At 69.6% G+C, this 19,763-nt stretch carries 20 protein-coding genes; 4 read left to right on the top strand and 16 right to left on the bottom strand.

Features of this window, described 5'->3' with window-relative positions; all coding sequences use genetic code 11:
• Nucleotides 1-8 precede the first annotated feature (8 nt).
• On the top strand, nt 9-2,645 hold the full coding sequence (locus ACOJUJ_RS00325) for a DUF5916 domain-containing protein (RefSeq protein WP_420124845.1): 2,637 nt from the start codon (nt 9-11) through the stop codon (nt 2,643-2,645).
• A 540-nt stretch (nt 2,646-3,185) separates the two neighbouring features.
• On the opposite strand, the gene ACOJUJ_RS00320 is transcribed toward ACOJUJ_RS00325, so the two are convergent.
• Nucleotides 3,186-4,340: an ABC transporter substrate-binding protein gene (locus ACOJUJ_RS00320; RefSeq protein WP_420124844.1), complete on the bottom strand. Its 1,155-nt coding sequence runs from the start codon at nt 4,338-4,340 to the stop codon at nt 3,186-3,188.
• 388 nt (nt 4,341-4,728) lie between these two features.
• Between ACOJUJ_RS00320 and ACOJUJ_RS00315 the strand changes: the two genes are divergently transcribed.
• A complete protein-coding gene (locus ACOJUJ_RS00315; protein WP_420124843.1) occupies nt 4,729-5,943 on the top strand; it encodes a tetratricopeptide repeat protein in 1,215 nt (404 codons plus the stop codon).
• A 245-nt stretch (nt 5,944-6,188) separates the two neighbouring features.
• On the opposite strand, the gene ACOJUJ_RS00310 is transcribed toward ACOJUJ_RS00315, so the two are convergent.
• Nucleotides 6,189-6,722, bottom strand: a complete 534-nt coding sequence (locus tag ACOJUJ_RS00310) for a hypothetical protein (RefSeq protein ID WP_420124842.1) — start codon at nt 6,720-6,722, stop codon at nt 6,189-6,191.
• Between the two features lie 147 nt (nt 6,723-6,869).
• Between ACOJUJ_RS00310 and ACOJUJ_RS00305 the strand changes: the two genes are divergently transcribed.
• Complete coding sequence (locus ACOJUJ_RS00305) at nt 6,870-7,151, top strand: hypothetical protein (RefSeq protein ID WP_420124841.1); 282 nt, start codon at nt 6,870-6,872, stop codon at nt 7,149-7,151.
• 3 nt (nt 7,152-7,154) lie between these two features.
• On the opposite strand, the gene ACOJUJ_RS00300 is transcribed toward ACOJUJ_RS00305, so the two are convergent.
• From ACOJUJ_RS00300 to ACOJUJ_RS00235, 14 genes are all read right to left on the bottom strand, one after another.
• Nucleotides 7,155-7,586, bottom strand: a complete 432-nt coding sequence (locus ACOJUJ_RS00300) for a type II toxin-antitoxin system VapC family toxin (RefSeq protein ID WP_420124840.1) — start codon at nt 7,584-7,586, stop codon at nt 7,155-7,157.
• Nucleotides 7,583-8,065, bottom strand: coding sequence for a hypothetical protein (locus ACOJUJ_RS00295; RefSeq protein ID WP_420124839.1), 483 nt, complete (start codon nt 8,063-8,065; stop codon nt 7,583-7,585). The genes ACOJUJ_RS00300 and ACOJUJ_RS00295 overlap by 4 nt, the downstream gene beginning before the upstream one ends.
• Nucleotides 8,066-8,249: 184 nt before the next feature.
• On the bottom strand, nt 8,250-9,305 hold the full coding sequence (locus ACOJUJ_RS00290) for a Glu/Leu/Phe/Val dehydrogenase dimerization domain-containing protein (protein ID WP_420124838.1): 1,056 nt from the start codon (nt 9,303-9,305) through the stop codon (nt 8,250-8,252).
• A gap of 82 nt (nt 9,306-9,387) precedes the next feature.
• A complete protein-coding gene (locus ACOJUJ_RS00285) occupies nt 9,388-10,524 on the bottom strand; it encodes an acyl-CoA dehydrogenase family protein (protein ID WP_420124837.1) in 1,137 nt (378 codons plus the stop codon).
• Nucleotides 10,525-10,602: 78 nt separating this feature from the next.
• Nucleotides 10,603-10,845 (bottom strand): hypothetical protein, encoded by a 243-nt coding sequence (locus tag ACOJUJ_RS00280; protein WP_420124836.1) that lies wholly within the window; start codon nt 10,843-10,845, stop codon nt 10,603-10,605.
• 287 nt (nt 10,846-11,132) lie between these two features.
• Nucleotides 11,133-11,990 (bottom strand): 3-hydroxybutyryl-CoA dehydrogenase, encoded by an 858-nt coding sequence (locus ACOJUJ_RS00275; RefSeq protein WP_420124835.1) that lies wholly within the window; start codon nt 11,988-11,990, stop codon nt 11,133-11,135.
• A gap of 112 nt (nt 11,991-12,102) precedes the next feature.
• Nucleotides 12,103-12,465, bottom strand: a complete 363-nt coding sequence (locus tag ACOJUJ_RS00270) for a hypothetical protein (protein ID WP_420124834.1) — start codon at nt 12,463-12,465, stop codon at nt 12,103-12,105.
• Nucleotides 12,462-13,385, bottom strand: a complete 924-nt coding sequence (locus ACOJUJ_RS00265; RefSeq protein WP_420124833.1) for a CPBP family intramembrane glutamic endopeptidase — start codon at nt 13,383-13,385, stop codon at nt 12,462-12,464. The genes ACOJUJ_RS00270 and ACOJUJ_RS00265 overlap by 4 nt, the downstream gene beginning before the upstream one ends.
• A 7-nt stretch (nt 13,386-13,392) precedes the next feature.
• The gene (locus ACOJUJ_RS00260) at nt 13,393-13,965 is read right to left on the bottom strand and encodes a biotin transporter BioY (protein ID WP_420124832.1); all 573 of its coding nucleotides are present in this window, start codon (nt 13,963-13,965) and stop codon (nt 13,393-13,395) included.
• A gap of 298 nt (nt 13,966-14,263) precedes the next feature.
• On the bottom strand, nt 14,264-15,487 hold the full coding sequence (locus ACOJUJ_RS00255) for an acetyl-CoA C-acetyltransferase (protein WP_420124831.1): 1,224 nt from the start codon (nt 15,485-15,487) through the stop codon (nt 14,264-14,266).
• A gap of 98 nt (nt 15,488-15,585) precedes the next feature.
• Complete coding sequence (locus ACOJUJ_RS00250; protein WP_420124830.1) at nt 15,586-16,485, bottom strand: MBL fold metallo-hydrolase; 900 nt, start codon at nt 16,483-16,485, stop codon at nt 15,586-15,588.
• Nucleotides 16,482-17,369 carry a PolC-type DNA polymerase III gene (locus ACOJUJ_RS00245; RefSeq protein ID WP_420124829.1) on the bottom strand — a complete coding sequence of 296 codons (888 nt, stop codon included), beginning with the start codon at nt 17,367-17,369 and terminating at the stop codon, nt 16,482-16,484. Before ACOJUJ_RS00245 ends, ACOJUJ_RS00250 begins: the two co-directional genes overlap by 4 nt.
• A complete protein-coding gene (locus ACOJUJ_RS00240; protein ID WP_420124828.1) occupies nt 17,366-18,631 on the bottom strand; it encodes an arginine deiminase family protein in 1,266 nt (421 codons plus the stop codon). The genes ACOJUJ_RS00245 and ACOJUJ_RS00240 overlap by 4 nt, the downstream gene beginning before the upstream one ends.
• Before the next feature lie 319 nt (nt 18,632-18,950).
• Nucleotides 18,951-19,571 carry a redox-sensing transcriptional repressor Rex gene (locus ACOJUJ_RS00235; RefSeq protein ID WP_420124827.1) on the bottom strand — a complete coding sequence of 207 codons (621 nt, stop codon included), beginning with the start codon at nt 19,569-19,571 and terminating at the stop codon, nt 18,951-18,953.
• On the opposite strand from ACOJUJ_RS00235, the gene ACOJUJ_RS00230 reads away from it, so the two are divergent.
• On the top strand, nt 19,570-19,763 hold a 194-nt coding region (locus ACOJUJ_RS00230), incomplete at its 3' end, for a hypothetical protein (protein WP_420124826.1). The two genes, ACOJUJ_RS00235 and ACOJUJ_RS00230, sit on opposite strands and share 2 nt — an antisense overlap.

The following is a 19,763-nucleotide window of genomic DNA, read 5'->3' as shown; positions in this document are numbered from 1 at the left end:
ATGCGTCCATGCTCGCAGCACCCCGACCGATCCGCCGCAGCGGAGCGATCTCGCTCGCCCTCCTTCTCGCACTTCCCGCCACCGTCACCGCGCAGGCGCCCGCCGCGGCCGCACGGCAGGTCCGCGCCACCCGCACCGAATCCGCCCCGCAGGTGGACGGGCGGCTGGATGAAGCCGTCTGGCGTCAGGCGGCGTGGAACCGCGGCTTTACCACCCGGGAGCCGGTGGAGGGCGGGCAGCCCGCCGGCGCCACCGAAGTCGCCTTTCTGATCGACGGCGGCAGCCTGTACGTGGGCGCGCGGATGCACGGCGCCACCCCCGGCGACGTGCGCGCCCAGCTGGCCCGCCGCGACCGCGAGGGCGACGCGGAGCAGCTGGCCGTCTCGCTGGACACGTACCACGACCGCCGCACCGCCTACACCTTTGCCGTCAGCGCCGCGGGCACCCGCATCGACTACTACCATCCCTCCGATTCCGAGGGGAGCCGCAGCTATTCGTTCGATCCGGTCTGGCAGGCGGAGGCGCGGGTGGATTCGGTCGGGTGGACGGCGGAGATGCGCATCCCCCTCTCCCAGCTGCGCTTCGTCGCCGCGCCGGAGCAGGTGTGGGGCGTGAACGTCATCCGCCGCGTCCCGGCGCGCAACGAGGTGGCGTACTGGACGCTGGTGCCACGCAACGAGACCGGCTGGTCGTCGCGGATGGGTGAGCTGACGGGGCTGGGCGCGCTGCGGCCGTCGCGGCGGATGGAGCTGCTGCCGTACGTGGCCGCCGAGGGGAAGATCGCCCAGCCGGAAGATCCGCGTGATCCGTTTGTCGCCGAGCGCGAGACGGGGATGCGCGTGGGTGGGGACCTGAAGATGGGGCTGGGGCCGTCGTTCACGCTGGAGGCCGCCATCAACCCCGACTTTGGCCAGGTTGAGGCAGACCCGGCGGAGGTGAACCTGACGCAGTTCGAAACCTTTTTCTCCGAACGCCGCCCCTTCTTTGTCGAGGGCACGTCCATCCTGGGGAGCCGCGGGCTGTTCTACTCGCGCAGAATCGGCGCGCCGCCCCCGGGGCAGCCGGACGCCGATTACTTCGATCGGATCGACAACACCACCATCCTGGGCGCCGCCAAGGTCACCGGCCGCACCCGCGCGGGCCTTTCCGTGGGCGCGCTGGCCGCGGTCACCGCGCGCGAGCACGCCGCCACCTTCGACACCGCGACGGAGGTCCTGGGCCGCGCGGAGGTCGCCCCGCCGACGGCGTACGGCATCGTGAGCGTGCAGCAGGAGATCGGACGCGACCGGTCGGTGCTGGGCGGCAGCCTGACCGCCGTGCGGCGGGAGATGGACGAAGGCAGCCCGCTCGCGGCGCTCGTTCCCGAGCAGGCACTCTCGGGGGTGATCGACGGGCGGCTGCGCTGGGCGGGCGGCCAGTACGACATCAGCGCGTTCGCGGGATACAGCCACGTGACCGGCGACTCGCTGGCCATCCTGCGGCTGCAGCGGTCGTCGCGGCGCTACTTTCAGCGGCCGGACGCGGACCACGTGGAGGTCGATCCCTCGCGCACGGCGCTGAACGGGCTGCTGCTGGGCATCAACCACAGTCGCAACAGCGGAAAGCACTGGCTGTGGGATGTCGACTACACCGAGCAGCACCCGGGGCTGGAGCTGAACGACGTGGGCCAGCAGGGCTCCGCCGACAACCGCTTTCTGTCCGGCGACATCCGCTACCGCGAGACGCAGCCCGGCCGTGTCTTTCGCCGCTACGAGGTGGGGCTGTACGAAGAAACCACCTGGAACCTGGACGGCGTCCTGAACCAGCTGAACTACGGGGTGCTGGGGAGCGCGCAGCTGCGCAACTACTGGAGCCTGGAAGGCGGGCTGATCCGCATCCACCGCGCCCTGAGCGACGACCTTACGCGCGGGGGGCCGCTGATGGGCACCGGCGCCGCGTGGCGGGTGGAATCAGCCCTGTACGGCAACCCGGCCAACCGCACGCGCTGGGAGCTGGCGGTGAACGCCCAGCGCGACGAGCTGGGCGGATGGAGCACCGACGTGGGCGGTGACCTGTCGTTCCGCCCCGGGCCACGCTGGGAGCTTTCCTTCGATCCGCTGTGGCTGCGCGCCGTGAACGCGCGGCAGTACGTGGCGGAGCGCGACGGCGGCACCGACGCCACCTTCGGCCGGCGCTACGTGTTCGCGTTCGTGGAGCGCAGCGAAGTGCGGGTCCGCATCCGCCTGAACTACGCCCTGTCGCCGGACCTCACGCTGGAGACGTACGCCGAGCCCTTTGCCAGCAGCGGCCGCTTTTACGACCACGGCGAGCTGCGGGCCGCCCGCAGCCGCGAGCTGCGTACGTATGGCCGGGAAGGGACGACGGTCTCGGTCGATCCCGCCACCGGCGAGCGCCAGGTGACGGACGGCGCCGCCGCCTTCGCGCTCCCCAACCGCGACTTCGACGTGCGGTCGTTCCGCAGCAACGCGGTGCTGCGGTGGGAGTGGCGCCCGGGGAGCACGCTGTTCGTGGTCTGGCAGCAGAACCGCGGCCGCCAGTCCGCCGACTGGAGCCGCCTGGGCCCTGGGGACCTGTTCGACTCCCTGACGGCGCGTGGGGACAACTATCTCGCGCTGAAGGCGACGTACTGGCTGCCGGTGCGGTGAACGGGTGAACGGGTGAACGGGTGAACGGGTGAGCGGGTGAGCGGGTGAGCGGGTGAACGGGTGAAGGCGAAGTGGCGTCGGGAAGCCCCGTCTCGGGCGGTTGAAACCGCGGCTGGAACGTCACGAAATCCGCCTGCGCGGATTGTGGCCGCGGGTGCCGGGCGCGGGAGCAGGTCACGAGCATCCAGACGGTAGATTCCTCCATCGCGAGCCGGGCACGGGGTGAAGGACGGGGTGGTCCGGCTCCTTCGGATGACAGCGAGGGGCGTCGGCCACGCGCAGGTAAAGCCCCGCGCCGTTTGCGGGGCTTTCCGCGGTTGTTGCGGCGGGTTTACCCGCTCTCGCGCGCGAGCCACCGGAAGCAAACAACCCTCCCCCGGCACACCGGAGGAGGGTCACCATCATTTCAGGCCAACGGCAGCAGCCCCGTTCACCCGTTCACCCGTTCACCCGTTCACCCGTTCACCCGTTCACCCGTTCACCCGTTCACCCGTTCACCCGTTCACCCGTTCACCCGTTCACCCCTACACCCCTACACCGTCACCGTCGCGCCGCGGTCACCAGCTGCCCGCCGCGAACGACTCCCAGCGAAACCTCCTTGCCGATCACGTCGCCGTTGCGGTCGAAGCGGATCGTCCCCGACACCCCCTCAAACGCATCCACGCCGCCCTCGGCGCCTATGCGGGCCACGTAGTCGCGCACCTTCTCCCGGTCCGCACCCACCTCGTTGATGGCGCGGCGCAGCAGGTTGATGACGTCGTACGTCATGGCGCCGCGGTGGTCGGGGACCGCGTTGTTGTTGCGCGCCCGGTAGCGGGTTACGAACTCGCGCGCCAGGTCCGTGGGCCGGTCCGCGAGGAACGCCGAGCTCACGAACACGCCTTCAGCCGGTGCGCCCGCGTCCTTGAGCCCCGTGAGGCCGTCGGAGCCCAGGATGGGCCCGGTGAACCCCAGCCGCCGCGCCGCCTGGATGATCTTGAGCCCCGTCTCGGCCTGCCCGCCGATCACCAGCGCCTCGGCGCCGCGGCGGATGGCGCGCGACAGGTAGGGGTCCAGCTCCGTGCCGTCGGCCACCACCGCGGGCAGGTACGGATCCGCCGAAACCACCGAGCCCCCGGCGCCGCGAAAGGTGCGCTCGAAGGTGGTCATCACCCCCTGGCCGTAATCGTCGTTGGCGTACAGCACCGCCGCCCGCCGCCGCCCCAGCGCCGTAATGCCGCGCGCCAGCACGGGCGCGAACTCCAGGTCCGTGGGCGTGACGCGGAAGCTCCACTCACCCGCCTGGGTAAACGCCGGCGCGGACGAAGCAGGGGAGATGTGCATGATCGGCTCGCCCGCGCGCTCTCCCGAGGGCGCGTTGTAGACTTCGGCCGCCTTGAGGCTGGGACCCGAGTTCAGGTGCCCGACGATGGCGATTACGCGCGGGTCGCGGCGCAGCGAATCCGCCACGGTCAGCGCCACCTGGGGGTTGGCGCTGTCGTCCATCATCAGCAGCCGCACCTGCCGCCCACCCATCCCCCCGGTGCGGTTGATCTCCTCAGCCGCCATTTCGGCCGCCAGCCGCATGGAGGTGCCGTTGGCGGCGCTCAGCGGCCCCGCCACCCCCAGGTAGACGAAGTCGTCGGACCCTCCGCCGCACGCGGAAGTGAACGGCAGCACCAACGCGAATATGGCGCGGAAAGCCTTTCGGGTCATATTATACATCATCCGGGTTCCGGAGAGCCGCACGAGTGGCAAAACAACAGGTCAGGAAGAGCGCGTGTAAGCGAGGTTCCCGCAAAGGCTTGAGGCGGCTCCAACGGTGCGGGGGCACCCCCCGCGCCAAACGCGCTCTCACGTACCGCTTGACCAAGTAGACAAAGTAGACTAACTTCCGGTCGCGTCTTCTCTGTCCACTTTTAGGTGGGGTTCCACAGAGTAGACTATCGGGTGGCCGGGGGCCTCGCAAGGCTGGTGTCCTGCGCGTCCACTACGCCCGATGGAGATAATGAACGTAAACCGGAGCCGGGAGCGGCCGTGGCGGCGCTCCCCTCCCCTGTGGGTGGCGCGCCCGGGACCGGCGATCCACCCTGGAGCCCCGGCCATGCATGGACACGCAACAAGAAGTACCTCCCGAGCGCGTGGACGGCGCCGTAACGCTTCGCGGCGCTGGTGCATTCCGCCCGCCATCCTGCGCGAGCCCGACGAAACCCTGGAAGCGTCGCAGATCCTGCTGGAGCACAGAGGCGACGTGGGCCTGCTGCTGTGGAACTCCCTGCGCGACGTGACGCTGTGGGCGTGCGTGGAGCCCGAGCGGCGCGAGGGCCTGTTCACCCCCGACGCCGCCGACAAGCGCCTGGAGCAGCTGCGCGGCGCCGGCGTCGAGATCCCGCTGGAGGTGTCGCTCACCGGCCTGGTGGCCGTCGTGGGCACCCCGGGCAGCGTGAGCCCCGAGACCGTGACGGACGTGTGTATCGAGATCTCGCGCTGGGCGCAGGAACGGGGAGCCAACGGCACCGCGCTGGCCTTCGCGCAGGCCTCCGCGCTCGCCTCGCCCGAGCAGGCGGCGCCCGCGTACCGCGTGGGGAGCCTGGCGCTGGGATGGGGGCGCCACGCCCGCGCCGAGACCTGGCTGCGCCGCTGCATCGGGCTGGCGCGGCGCGGCAAGGACTGGCAGAGCTACGCGCAGGCGTACGTGGACATGGGCGTGCTGTACGCCCGCCGCGACATGCACGGCAGCGCCCGCCGCTTCTACACGCAGGCCATGCGCGCCGGCCGCCGCCACGGGCTGCTGGCGGTGCGCGGGGCCGCGCTGCACGGCCTGTTTCTCCTGGCGATGGAGGCCAGCGAGCTGGACGACGCCGAGCGCTACGCCCGCGCCGCCATGCGCGCGTACGGACGTGGCCACCCGCGCCTTGCCGAGCTGCTGCACGACATCGCGTACCTGTGGGTCACGCGCGAAAGCTACGGCCGGGCCATCCCCATGCTGCAGAAGCTGCTGGTCTCCCGCACCAGCCCCGGCGAGCGCGCATTCACCCTGGGCGTACTGGCCCGCGCCGCGGCCGGAACCGGCGAGCGGCGGCTGTACGAGGAGGCATGGAGCAACTCGTGGTCGCTCATCAACCGCCCCGGCGCCCGTGAAGACCACGCCCGCACCCTGCTGGAGCTGGCGCGGGCCGCGGCCAAGCTCAGGGACTGGATCCGGATGGACCAGGCCACCCGCCTGCACGCCTCGCAGCCGCCGCGGCACGCGGACCGGAGGGTGACCGAACAGCTCGCGGAGCTCGCCGCGCTTGCGCGGGCCCCTGCGCCGGAGTAGTGCGGACGGTTCGGGAGCAACGGAAACGCCGGCGGGACGCGGCGCTTTTTTAGGGGGGCAGGTGTTTATTCTGTTTACTCATGGGGTGCGATCCGGCGGATGCCCTCGCACCCGTCCCCCACCCGGACCGGCCGAGCCGTGAAGTGCGGAAAACGCGAAGGACGCGCGGGGGTCAGCCCCGGCGCGTCCTCCGCGTGTGTTTGAACCCGATCTGCGGCTCTACCGGGCCACAGGGACGGTGCGGATCACGCCTCGTCCTCTTCGCGGCAGTCACGGCGCAGGCGTTGCTCCGCCATCCGCCACTGCGTGCCCTCCTTGCGGAACTCCAGCGTCCACACGCGGTTGCAGTGGTCGCTGGGCAGCCGCCGGCGGTCGGTGCTGGCGCTGCGCACGTGGGCCGTAAGCTCGTCGCCCGCCTGCCGCACCAGGTTCAGGTTCACCCAGATGCCGAACTTGCGCACCCAGCACCCGCCGATCCCCGACTCCGAGTCGCACAGCAGCACCTGCTCCTGCACGGCCTGCGTGGGCTCGCCCAGCACGCGAGACATGCTGTCTTCGGTCACCGAGTCGCCCGTGACCTTGAGCGCCGCGGCGCGGAACGAATTCAGGTTCACGTACAGGGGCCCGTCGGCCACGCGGCCGGGCTGGTTCTGCCGGGCGTCCTGCTCCGCGAAACGCAGGATCTGCCGGGAGATGTCAAAGAACTCCGCCTGGGAAAGCGGCTCTCCCGAGCAGCCTGCAAGCAGGAAAAGGGCGGCGGCGAACAGGATGCGCTTCATGCGGATCGGCTGGGAACGGGGTGCACGGTGTTCCTTGCAGATTACACCCCGCGCCGCGCGCGCGCCATGCCGCAACCCTCCCGCCGCGGCGGCCGAGCGCGTAGGTTGGGGCGCAGGAACGCACGTGCACCCGCAGACGGAGAACCGATGGCGTTGTGGAGGCTGTCCCCCAGGAGCGACCGGCTCTGGTGGTGTGTGGAAGGCAAGGACCCGTGGCAGCCGCCCTACGACCGCGCCTTCGGCTTCGTGGTGCGCGCCGCCGACGCCGAAGAGGCGCGCTGGACGGCCCACCAGGCGGCGGGCGACGAGAACGGCACGCTCGAAGGCGTGTCGCCCTGGCTGGACGCCAACTACTCCAACTGCGAAGAGCTGCGCGACGAAGGCTCCGCCGAGGTGGTCCTCGTCAACTTTCGCCACGCGCCCAAGTAGCGGTTACAGAAAGATTTCCGGATCTTCCAGCCGCACGTTGCAGAACCGCCGGATCTTCTCGAAATCGGCCCTGTCGTAGGTGACCACGGGTGCGTTCACCCGCCTGGCCGACCGTGCGATCAGGACGTCGCGCAGCAGCCGGTGCTGCTCCTCTTTCGGAATCGCGGTCGTGTGCCCGCCGCGGTGCGAGCGAAGGCCGCGGTGAAGGGCGTTCAGCACCTTCCCCGCCTGGTACCAGTCCTCGCCGTCCGGCGTGAGAAGCACGCCACCCTCTTCCGCGGCGGTACGCATCGTCCCGAGGCGGCGAACGTCGGCCGTATCCTGTGCGCCGGCCGTGAGCTCCTGCAGCACCACGGCCGAGACTAGACCGGGCACGTCGGCCATCCCGTGGCGGATGATGACGTTCGTGTCGTACACGGCGTGCCTGGGCGTCAATCCGCCGCCTCCCGTTCAAACACGGCCGGCGGCGCCACCACTCGCGCGATTTCCACCAGTTCCGGGTTGTGGCGGACCGACCACTCGGACCGCCCGTTGGACCCCATCACCAGAATCTCGCTGAAGCAAACCTCCGATCGACACCGCGCCGCGTCGATGGCATCGGGAAGCCGGACGTGGCTGCCGAGCAGCGCGCCCTGGCCATCCCTCAACTCCCAGAAACCCGCGCGCTTGCTGATCCGCAGCCGTGGTGCGTCCGCTTCAAGCTCCCGCACATCGTAGTACAGCTTGAAGGGAGGCTCGCGCCCCGGGACGAGTCGCTTGGAACGGGCGATCAACTTCAAACCCGTGTCGAACCGGAGGCTTCTCCAATCCCACCAGCGGCGTCCGCAGCTACGCTGCGCGCGTAGCCGTTGGGGCGCGGGATCCAGGCCTTCGGGATCGTAGAACAGCTCGACGGGAACGTCTCGTGTCGCCATGGCCGCCTTGGGGTGCAGGTCCGCTTGCGTCGAAAGATAATCGCCTCGGACGTGCCATTACATCCCCGAATACATGCGCTCTGGACAGGCCAGCGGTGAGCACAGGCCGATGGAGGTGGATTCAAAGAAAACGGGCCGGCATCGCTGCCGGCCCGCTCCTTTTGCATCCGTGGAGACCGTTCGATCAGACCCAGGTCTGCTGGATCTTGCCGACGGCGCTGATGCGCTGCTCGGCGATGCGGTCGGCGGCCACGTAGGTGGGCACGCCCTCGTTCTCCGACAGCTCGAAGATGCGCAGCAGGGTGTTGTAGATGTCGCCCGCCTTGCGCATGGCGCGCTCCGACGCCCAGCCGTGCAGCTCGCCGTAGACGTTGATCAGGCCGCCGGCGTTGATCACGTAGTCGGGGGCGTACAGGATGCCGCGGCGGTGCAGCTCGTCGCCGTGGCGTGCCTCGGCCAGCACGTTGTTGGCGGCGCCGGCCACGATGTCGACCTTGAGGACCGGGAGGGTGTCGTCGTTCACCGTGGCCCCCAGCGCGCTGGGGGCGTAGATGTCGGCCTCCACACCGTAGATCTCGTCCGTGCCCACGGCGGTGGCGCCAAAGTCGTGCACCACGCGCTGCACGCGCTCCTGGTCGATGTCGGTCACCACCAACCGCGCGCCCTCGGACGCCAGGTTCTGGCACAGGTAGTAGCCCACGTGGCCCACGCCCTGAACGGTGACCGTCTTGCCGCTGAGGCTGTCGCTGCCGTATTTGGCCATCGCGGCCGCCTTGATGCCGCGGTAGGTGCCGTACGCCGTCACCGGCGACGGGTCGCCCGAAGCCTGGGCGCGGCCGGCGACGGACTCCGTCTCCATGGCCACGAACTCCATGTCGTCCACCGAGGTGCCCACGTCTTCGGCGGTGATGTAGCGGCCCTTGAGCGTTTCGACAAAGCGGCCGTGCGCGCGAAAGATCTCTTCGCGGTTGGTGCGCTTGGGATCGCCCACGATGACGGACTTGCCGCCGCCCAGGTTGAGCCCCGCCACCGAGGCCTTGTACGTCATCCCCCGCGCCAGGCGCAGCGCGTCGACGAACGCCTCCTGGTCATTGTTGTAGTTCCAGTACCGCGTGCCGCCCAGCGCCGGTCCCAGCACGGTGTTGTGGATGGCGATGATCCCCTTGTAGCCGCAGGACGGCTCGTGGCAGAAGACGACCTGCTCGTGGTCGTGCTCGGCGATCACAGAAAACAGTTCCATGCCCGTTCAATCGTAAGTGGTGCCTGCGGGTGCGCGGACCGGCGGCCCGCGAAGCTCGATTGTGGCCTGCTCCTCCGGCGGCCTACCGGTACAGCTCGCGCGCGATCACCGTACGCTGGATCTCGCTGGTCCCCTCGTAGATCTCGGTGACCTTGGCGTCGCGGAACAGCCGCTCCACCGGATACTCCTTTACGTAGCCGTAGCCGCCGAACACCTGGATGGCCTCGGTGGTCACGTACATGGCCGCCTCGCTGGCGAACAGCTTGGCCATGGACGACAGCTTGCTCACCGGCTCGCCCGCGTCCTTGGCGGCGGCGGCTCGGTGCAGCAGCGCGCGGGCGGCCTCGATGCGGGTGGCCATGTTGGCCAGCTTGAACTGCATTCCCTGAAAGGCGCGGATGGGATTGCCGAACTGCTTGCGCTCGTCGGCGTAGGCCAGCGAGTGCTCCAGCGCCGCCTGCGCCACGCCGATGGCCAGCGCGGCGATCCCCATCCGCCCGTTGTCCAGCCCCTGCAGGGCGTAGATGAACCCCTGCGACGGATCACCCAGCAGCTGGTCGTCGGGGACGAACATCTCGTGAAAGGCGATACCCACGGTTTCCGAGGCCCGCTGCCCCATCTTGTCCTCCTTCTTCCCGACCGAGTACCCTTCGGTATCCGTCGGGACGATGAAGGCGCCGATCCCCTTGGCGCCGCGGCGGTCGTCGGCCGCGTCGGTGCGCACCATGGTGACGACGACATCGCCAAAGCCGCCGTTGGTGACCCAGGCCTTGGCGCCGTTCAAAATCCATCCCCCGTCCGTCTTGCGGGCGGTGGCGGCCATCCCGGCGGCGTCGGAGCCGGCGTCGGGCTCCGAGAGCGAAAAGGCGCCCAGCATCTCCCCGCGCGCCATGGGCCCCAGCCACCGCTCCTTCTGCGCGTCGGTGCCGTGGGCCAGGATCATCTGCGTGGGGAGCGAGTTGTGGACGCTCATGGCCACGGCCACCGAGGCGTCGCCGCGCGCGATCTCCTCCAGCGCCACCACGTAGGCCAGGGTGTCCAGCGCCAGCCCGTCGTACCGCTCGGGGAGCAGCATTCCCAGAAAGCCCAGCTCTCCCAGCTTCCCAATGATCTCGCGGGGAAAGTGCGCCTCGCGGTCCCACTCCTCGGCGTGGGGCCGCAGCTCGTTCTCGGCGAACTCGCGCGCCAGGTCGCGGATCTGCTGCTGTTCCTCGGTCATCAACCGCAAAGTGCGAGAGTGCGAAAGTGCGGGAGTGCGAAAATGCCGCGCCCCGCGTGGTTCATCGTCGCGTCCGGATCAGCCGCACCGGTCCTCGGGGCGGGCGTACGACTTGAGCAGGCCGCAGCGCTCGCAGCGCAGGGTGATCACGTCGTAGCGCGCGCGATCCTTGATCTTCAGCCCCGCGTTCATCCCCAGGAACTTGGCCATCTCCGGCTCGCCTTCGATCCAGGCGCCCTGCATGGGGACGGAGTGATCCGCCCGGTCCATCAGGTAGCCCGGCTGCATGGAGCCGCCGCACTCGCCACACGTCGTCTGCATCGTTCCACTTCATTCAGGTTCAGCGACTCCGTCCGGCACCGTCCCGGCGGTTGAAACCGCGGCTGGAACATCACAAAATCCGCCTGCGCGGATTCCCAGCCGACGGTGCAATGCGCCTCACAACACCCGCCGTTGCGCAAACGAGGTCGTTTGAAGCCGCACCATCGCCGGCGGACGCGCAGCCCCGCGCAGTTTGCGGGCTTTCCGCTCCCGTTGCGGCGGCTTCAGCCGCTCTCGCACCCCGCAGCGCGGGAAATCCTCACTCCCGCACTAACGCACTCACCCACTCACGCACTGCGGTAATCGTAGAACCCCTCGCCCGTCTTGCGGCCCAGCTTGCCCGCGGCGACGTACTTCCGCAGCAGGGGGCACGGGCGGTACTTGTCGCCAAAGCCCTCGTGCAGCACGTCCATGATGGCCAGGCAGGTATCCAGCCCGATCAGGTCCGCCAGCGCCAGCGGGCCCATGGGGTGGTTCATCCCCAGCTTCATCACCGTGTCGATGTCCTCGCGGGTGGCCACGCCCTCCATCAGGCAGAACACGGCCTCGTTGATCATCGGCATCAGGATGCGGTTGGCCACGAAACCCGGAAAGTCCTGCGCCTCGGCCACCGTCTTGCCCAGCTTTTCCGACGTTTCCACCACAATGCGCGTGGTCTCGTCCGACGTCGCCAGCCCGCGGATGATCTCCACCAGCTTCATCACGGGGACGGGATTCATGAAGTGCATCCCGATCACCTTGTCCGCCCGGCTGGTGCGCCCGGCGATCTCGGTGATGGAGATGGACGACGTGTTGCTGGCCAGGATGGCGTGCGCCGGCGCGTGCCGGTCCATCTCCTCGAAGATCTTGAACTTGAGGTCGCGGTTCTCCGTGGCGGCCTCGACCACCAGGTCCGCGTCGGCGACGGCGGACAGGTCGGTGGCGGTGCGGATGCGGCCCAGCGCGGCGTCGCGGTCCGCTTCGGCCAGCGTGCCCTTCTTGATCTGCCGGTCCATGTTGCCGCCGATGGTCTTGAGCGCGCCCTGCAGCGCCTCTTCGCGCACGTCCACCATCGTCACGTCGTAGCCGGTCTGGGCGAACACGTGCACGATGCCGTTGCCCATGGTCCCCGCCCCCACCACCGCGACCCGCTTGATCTCCGGCATTTCGTTCAGTCTCTGGTCAATAGGTCAGCACGCCTGTCCCACGAGAGATCAGGTTCAGGTGCCCAGTATCCAGTGTCGAGTGATCCAGGGCAGATCACCGCCCGGCACGCCGTCATCCCAGGACCGTCCACAGCGCAAGATAGACGACGAACAGCAGCGTGCCGGTGACGATGCACCACACCGCCGCGTTGGACGTGTACGGCGGGCTTTCCGAGCGGTCCTGCTCCACCCGCCGCAACGCGTTCACCACGCCTTTGGCCTCGATCACGTCGCGCAGGCCCACGGAGCGGCGGCCGCTGATGAGCGCCGCCAGGCCAAAGAGCGACAGCATCACCCCCGCCGTGAACACCGTCAGCAGCCACACGAAGCGGTGGTCCTCTACGGGGTCCGCCACGGCGATGAGCAGCGGCACCAGCGCGGGGAAGCCGATGGAGGCCGCAGCGGCGCTTCCCCAGAAGCGGAGCGCCGGGCTCACGGGCGCGCCTGGCCGATGCGGTCGTCCACCAGCGGCCGCACCGCCCGCATCCGGGGCGACTCGCCCAGCCACTTGGTCCGCCACATCCACGCGGTGCCCAGGACGATGGTCAGGCTGGCGGCCAGCCCCGCCTCGGGACCAAAGGCGCCGCCCGTCATCCAGTCAGGCCCCGTCTCGCGCCCCGTGTACAGCGGCACGTCCATCACGATGCCGCTCACGGGAAAGTCCAGCAGCGACGCCATGGTCCAGTTCCATCCCAGGTGCACCCCCGTGGCAAACCACAGGGAGCGCGTGCGCAGGTACGCCACCGCCAGCATAACCCCGGCCAGGAAGATGTTGGCGAGGGCCACCGGCGTGACGTTGGGGTTGTTGCCATGCATCATCGCGAACAGCGCCGACGTCCCCAGAACGGCGGGCCAGACGCCGATCCCCTGGACCAGCGCCTGGAACGCGTAGCCGCGGAACAGCGCCTCTTCCGCCGCCGCGGCGACCGCCAGAAATGCGAACGAGGACGCGATTGCGGCGACATATTCGGGCACGGTGCCTTCGTCGGCAACCCATCGCGCCATACTGGCCATCGCGAGCACCGCCACCGCGCCCGCCAGCATCGCCGCGCCCACGCCCAGGCCGGCGGCGGAATCGCGGGCGGCGGCGGGCTCCAGCGCAAAACCCAGCGCCCCCGCGGGCCGCCGGTCCACGTACACAAGCATCCCCCAGCCCGCCAGCAGCGCGGCCCCCAGCATGACCGCAAAGCTGGTGGTGCTGTCGCGCGGCGCCCCCAGCGCCACGGCCAGGGTCACGGCGACCGTCGCCGCCCCGGCGTTCAGCAGCAGGAACGCCAGGATGCGCCACCCCGACCGCAGCCCGTAGGGGCCGTAGAGGATCCGGCGATGGCCGGCGCGCGGGGCGGCGTCCCGCACCGTCACGTCAGGCGAAGAACGCCCGCGACCGCCGCCCGACGCGGGCCACGATGGCCAGCGCGATCCCCACCTTCACCAGGTCCATCATCACGAACGGCCGCAGCCCCAGCGCCACCGCCGCGTTCACGTCGCCCACGACGGCCAGCCAGGCCAGGCCGCCCGCGTAGATGGTGGCCAGCCCCAGCAGCAGCCCGCCCAGCGCGCGGGCCAGGCCGCGGTGCGCAAAGGCGCCGGCCAGGAACGCGGCCAGCGGGTACGCCATCAGGTAGCCGCCCGTGGGCCCCAGCAGGTACGCCGCGCCGCCGCCGGCCACGAACACCGGCAGCCCGGCGATGCCGGCGGCCAGGTACAGCGCCTGGCTGGCGGCGCCCAGGCGTGCGCCCAGCAGCGCGCCCGCCAGCAGCACGAACATCGGCTGGAAGGTGAAGGGAACCGGGGTGCCGGGGATCATCACCGCCACCTTGGCCCCGGCCGCCGTCAGCGCGGCAAAGGCGGCCACGGCGATCACGCGCCGCGTGGTGTGCGAGGGAGCGAGCCCGGCGGTGCGGGCCCCCGGAAGCGGCTTGCGAAGCGTAGTCATGCGTTCCGTAAGTGCGTTGGATGATTCACGGACTCCATGCGCCGCGGCGCGGAGCCCGCCTCCCGCGGCGGATCGGCGATCCGCCGCGCGAACGGTCAAAACGGCCCTCAGTTCCGGGCCTTCGCCTGCTGTCGTGCGGGAGGACGTTCACCACGGAGGTGTCCGTCACTGTCCGGGCCCGGACCACCACCTCCCCCCCACCTTCTACGTCGTCACCGTAGTTCGTGGGATCGAACTGCTCCGGTTGCATCCGGAGATCCGCGCCGCGACGTGCGGCGCGGACACATCGCCGCGTGGCTTACACCCGCTCCACCGAGAGCGCCACGGCGTCGCCGCCGCCCAGGCAGAGCGTGGCCAGGCCGGTCTCCGCGTCGCGGTCCTTCATGGCGTGCAGCAGCGTGGTCAGCACCCGCGCGCCCGACGCGCCGATCGGGTGGCCCAGCGCGACCGCGCCACCATTGACGTTCACGCGGTCCCAGTCCCAGCCCAGCCCGGCGCCGTCGGCCAGCGCCTGCACGGCGAACGCCTCGTTGGCCTCGATCAGGTCGTAGTCGCTGATCTGGCTGCCCTGCTTCTTCATCAGCTTCTTCACCGCCTCGATCGGGGCGAAGAACAGTTCCTTGGGCTCCACCGCGCCCGTGGAGTAGGCGGCGATGCGGGCCAGGATCTCCAGCCCGTTGGCGCGCGCGTACTCCTCGCTGACGACGATCACGGCGGACGCGCCGTCGTTCATCGAGGACGCGTTGCCGGCGGTGACGACGGGATCGGTGACTTCCCTGGGCGCGTGCTCGCGAAAGGCGGGCTTCAGCTTGCCCAGCGACTCCATCGAAGAGTCTCCGCGCGGACCCTCGTCCGCGTCGACGATCACCGAGCCCTTGCGGCCGGCGATCTCCACGGGGACGATCTCTTCCTTGAACTTGCCGGCCGCCGCCGCCGCCACCGCCTTCTGGTGCGACTGCACGCTGAACTGGTCGGCCATCTCGCGGGTGATGCCGGCCTTGTTGGCCGTGTACTCCGCATGCCCGCCCATGTGCACCTCGCAGAACGAGCACCACAGCCCGTCGCGGATCAGCCCGTCCACCATGGTCTGGTCGCCGAACTTTACGCCGTTGCGGTAGCCGTAGACGTAGAAGGGTGCATTCGACATCGACTCCTGTCCGCCCGCGATCACCACCTGGCTGTCGCCGGCGCGGATGGACTGCGCGGCCAGCATCACGGCCTTGAGGCCGCTGCCGCACACCTTGTTGATGGTGAGCGCGCTGACGGTGTTGGGCAGCCCGCTCTTGATGGTGGCCTGGCGCGCGGGGGCCTGCCCCACGCCGCCCTGCACCACGTTCCCCATGATGACCTCGGCCACGTCGGCGACGTTGATGCCGGCGCGGCTCACCGCCTCGCGAATCGCGATGGCGCCCAGGTCGGGCGCGGAGAGCGTGGAGAGCGCGCCCAGGTACTTGCCGATGGGCGTGCGCACCGCGCTCACGATCACGGGCGTGGTCCGGGGGTCTCGGGCGATATCGATCATCTGCTCCTCAAGGTGATTGAAGATGGCTTTCGATCCAACGTACTTTCGTACTCCGTACTCTCGTACTTCCCTTCCGTACCTTCGTACTCTCGTACCCCTTACTCCTCCAGCCGCACGCCCTTGCCGTCCGCCGCCGCGTACCCCCAGGCAGTGAACGGGTCGTGCGTGCTCACCAGCAGCCAGCGCTCGTCGGTCGCGCGGCGCAGCAGCGCGCGCTTGCTCTCCAGCGTCACCAGCGGCTCCACGTCGTAGCCCATGATCCACGGAAGCGGAAGATGGGCAAAGGTGGGGATGACGTCCGCCAGAAAACACGCCGTCTGGCCCCCGCTGCGCACGAGCACGGACTGGTGGTGCGGGCAGTGGCCGGGGGTGCGCATCACCGAGATGCCGGGGACGATCTCCACGTCGCCATCGACGAGCTCCAGCTGGCCCGCCTCCATCACCGGCACGTAGTTGTCCGGCAGGTAGCTGGCCGACGTGCGCTCGCTGGTCCGGTGCGCCCACTCCCACTCGCCGCGCTGCACGTGGTAGCGCGCGTTGGGAAACGAGACGCGCACCTGTCCCTCGGCATCGCGAAAGGTGTTGCCTCCCGCGTGGTCAAAGTGCAGGTGCGTGTCGATGACGACGCCGACGTCCTCCGCGCGGAACCCGGCTTCCGCGATCAGCTGCTGCAGCCGGTCGGGATAGCGGGGATCGGACGATGCATTGTCCACGCCGTAGATGTCGCGGAACTTGTCGTTCTCCTTGTTCCCCAGTCCCGTCTCGATCAGCACCAGCTGGTCCGCCGTCTCCACCAGAAGGCAGCGGAGGCCGAGCGGAATGCGGTTGCGCTCGTCCGCCGGGATCCGCTTTTCCCACAACGGCTTGGGCACCACGCCGAACATGGCGCCGCCGTCCAGCCGCTGCGTCCCCGCCTCCAGCGCGTGGAGGGTAAAGTCGCCCAGCCGGCGCGTCTGGACGCGCGGCGGTGCGTGCATGCTGTCGGGGTTGCGGCTCACGCGGCCTCCATCGACTGCGGCAACGCCTTGCGCTTGCGTGGCTTGCGCGCCTTTCGCTTCTTCAGCATCTGCTGCAACGCCTCCCAGTGCCCCACTCCCTGGTCCTCCAGCATGTCGATCAGCCGCAGCAGCACCCTGGCCGTCGCCACCGCGTCGTCCAGCGCGCGGTGGCGGGATTCGATGCCCACGCCAAAGTAGAGCGCCAGCCCGTCCAGCGAGCGCGACGGCAGCTGCGGCAGCAGCTTGCGGGAGAGGCGGACGGTGCACAGCTGGCGCCCGCTGAGCGTCATCCCCGTGGCCAGGCTCATCTCGTGGCACATGAAGCGCCAGTCGAAGGCCGCGTTGTGCGCCACGAACACGCTCCCCTCCAGCGCGGCGGACACCTGCGGCGCCACCTGCGCGAACCGCGGCTGGTCCGCCACCATCCCCTGCGTGATCCCCGTAAGGCTGGTGATCATGGCCGGGATGGGCCGCTCGGGGTTGATGAGCGTGCTGTACGTGTCCTCGATGCGCCCGCCGCGCACGCGCACCGCGGCCACCTCGGTCACACGGTGGCCGCGCCAGGGCGAGCCGCCCGTGGTCTCCACGTCCACGACCACGAAGCTTTCCTCGCGCAGCGGCCGGACGATCGCCGGCTCCTCGGCGGACGGCGGGGGCGCGACGGACCACACGCCCTGCGCGTCCACGCAAAAGCGCGGGTCGCCGCCCAGCAGCGTAAACACGGCCGACGCCGCGGCGCCGCCCCCGCCGGTGATCCCCAGCACGCGCTGCGCGACGTCCACGGACGGCAGCGATTCGGCGGAAAGCACACGCAGCGCGCGGTCCGTCAGCGAACCGTCGCGCTCCAGGCGAACGCCCTCCAGCGAAAGCACCAGCTGGCTCACCAGATGTCGTCCCGGCAAACGGGCATGGTCATGCACCGGCCGCCGCCGCCGCCCCGCACCAGCTCCGCGCCGTCAAAGGCGATCACCGCCTTGTCGCCGTCGCGCACCTGGTCCTTGCCGGTAAGGAAGTCGATGGCGTCCACGATCCGGTACCCCGCCTCCTGCTGCAGCTCGCGCATGGTCCCCTCGTTGCGCGAGTAGCCCAGCACCACGCCCGGCCGCACCGCCACGAAGTTGCACCCGCTCGACCACTGCTCGCGCTCCTGGCGCGTGGGGTGCTGCCCGCCGCACCAGATGGGCTGCATCTCCATCCCCACCTGCTTGAGGGCCGAGAACACGTCGTCGTACGCCTTGACCCCCGCGTCGCCGGGCCGGTAGTGCAGCACGGGAAGTCGCGACGGGCCAAAGAAGTAGGGCGGATACACCACGCAGTGCGTGCGGTCCACCATGGTAAAGATCATGTCCAGGTGGATGGCCGGGCTTTCCGTGGGAAGCACCACGAGCAGCACGTGGTCGATGCCCGCCTTTTCCTTGAGGCCCTCCACCAGCCCCTCGATGGCCGCCGGGCTGCTGCGCTCCGACAGCCCCACCATGGCCAGGTCGGGGCGCAGGATGAGCACGTCGCCGCCCTCGATGGTGTAGTCGCTGCGCAGCTCCTCGGTGCCGTCGTAGATGAAGCCGCCGTTGCCCAGCAGGGGGTGATACAGGAAGAGCGCCTTCATCAGCAGCTCTTCCGTCCAGCGCACGGCGTAGCGCATGGCGCCGATGATGACCCCCTCGTTCACCACCATGGCGGCGTCGCGGGTAAAGAACAGGTTGGGCAGGGGCGGCAGCTCGTAGCTCACCTTGTGCAGCAGCTTGCTCACGGGCCCCTGCGGCGCCTCCTTGCCCTCGATGAAGCGCGACACCAGCGCGTCGCCGGGCATCTCGAACAGCTCGCCGCCCAGCGGCTCCGACGAGGCCACCTCCATCACCCGCCCCACCAGGTACTTGCGCACCTCCGGCTCGTCGATGATGTCGCCCAGCAGGTCGCGGACGTCCAGCACCTCGGCAAAGCGCGACAGGATGGCGCGAAAGCGCTGGTGCTCGCGCCGTGCCTGGTCAAGGTCGATGATGTCGTCGTACAGGTACTGCTCGCGGTTGCTGGGCGTGACCGCGAGAAGCTCCGGGCCGGGCGTGTGGCAGATGACCGTGCGCAGACGGCCGATCTCCGACGTAACGCGCACCAGGGGGCGCCTGGACTGCTGATTCATATCGCTCATAGACCAAAGAGTATAGCCAGACCGCCATTTTCGGGCAACGGAGGCCGGACGCGCCAGTCCCCAAACGAGCGATTCCGCACATCGTGCACGGGTGGGCGGAACGGATTGTCTCACGCGGAGGGAGCAGAGGCAGCAGAGTACCCCACGCGCGGAAATCGGAATCCGCGCACGGATGCATCACCCCGCGAGAATCTTGCGGATGAGGATTGATCCAGAACGAAACGGCCGGCCTCGTCGAAAGGAGGCCGGCCGTGTGCCGTTGCGGGCTATTCCCTATTCCCTATTCCCTGTTCCCTGCCGTTCCTCCGTTCCGCCGTTCCTACCGGTTGCTCACGGCGAAAGCCAGCCCTTCCAGCTCCAGCGTCACGTCCACGTTCTTCAGCGCCACCCCGCGCGGCACCTTCAGGCGCGCCGGCGCGAAGTTCAGGATGCCGCGCACGCCGGCCTTCACCAGCCGATCGACCACCTGCTGCGCCGCGTCGGCGGGCACGGCCAGGATGGCCATGTCGATCTCCAGGCCCCGCACCGTGGCCTCCATGGCCTCGTCCGCCATAATGGTAAGCCCGCCCAGCTCGGAGCCCACCTTGTTCGGGTCGCGGTCGAACACGGCGCGGATGTCGAAGCCCCGCGTCTCGAAGTCGCGGTAGCTGAACAGCGCCGAGCCCAGCTTGCCCGCGCCCACCAGCGCCACGCGCCACGGGCGCTGCAGCCCCAGGATGCTGCGGATGCGCGACAGCAGCTCGTGCACCGAGTACCCCAGCCCCCGCTTTCCGAACGATCCGAACAGCGACAGGTCCTTGCGCACCTGGGCGCTGGTGGTGCCGCCCCGGTCCGCCAGCTCGCCGCTGGAGATGGTCTCGGCGCCGGCGGCGTCGGCCTCCTGCAGCAGGCGCAGGTACAGCGAAAGCCGGCGCACCGCCGACTCGGAAATCTTTTTCATGCAGCCCGATGGACACGACCCCGCGGGCGGCGCTCCCGCCGCCGCCCAGGCTTGTGAAATTCTTCACAATATAAGCCGGGGGAGGCGGACCGTCAACGCACGGGGGATTTCGTATCGCAATCCGCCACCGGTGGCGCGGCTTTCCTTTCTTGCCGACCGTTTTATCGCCGCCGTGCGCCCACTTTGCCCCTG

Source organism: Longimicrobium sp., from assembly GCF_048594345.1.
Lineage (GTDB): Bacteria > Gemmatimonadota > Gemmatimonadetes > Longimicrobiales > Longimicrobiaceae > Longimicrobium.
Note: the sequence above shows the minus strand (reverse complement) of the source record. Positions and strands in the feature narration are given on the sequence as shown.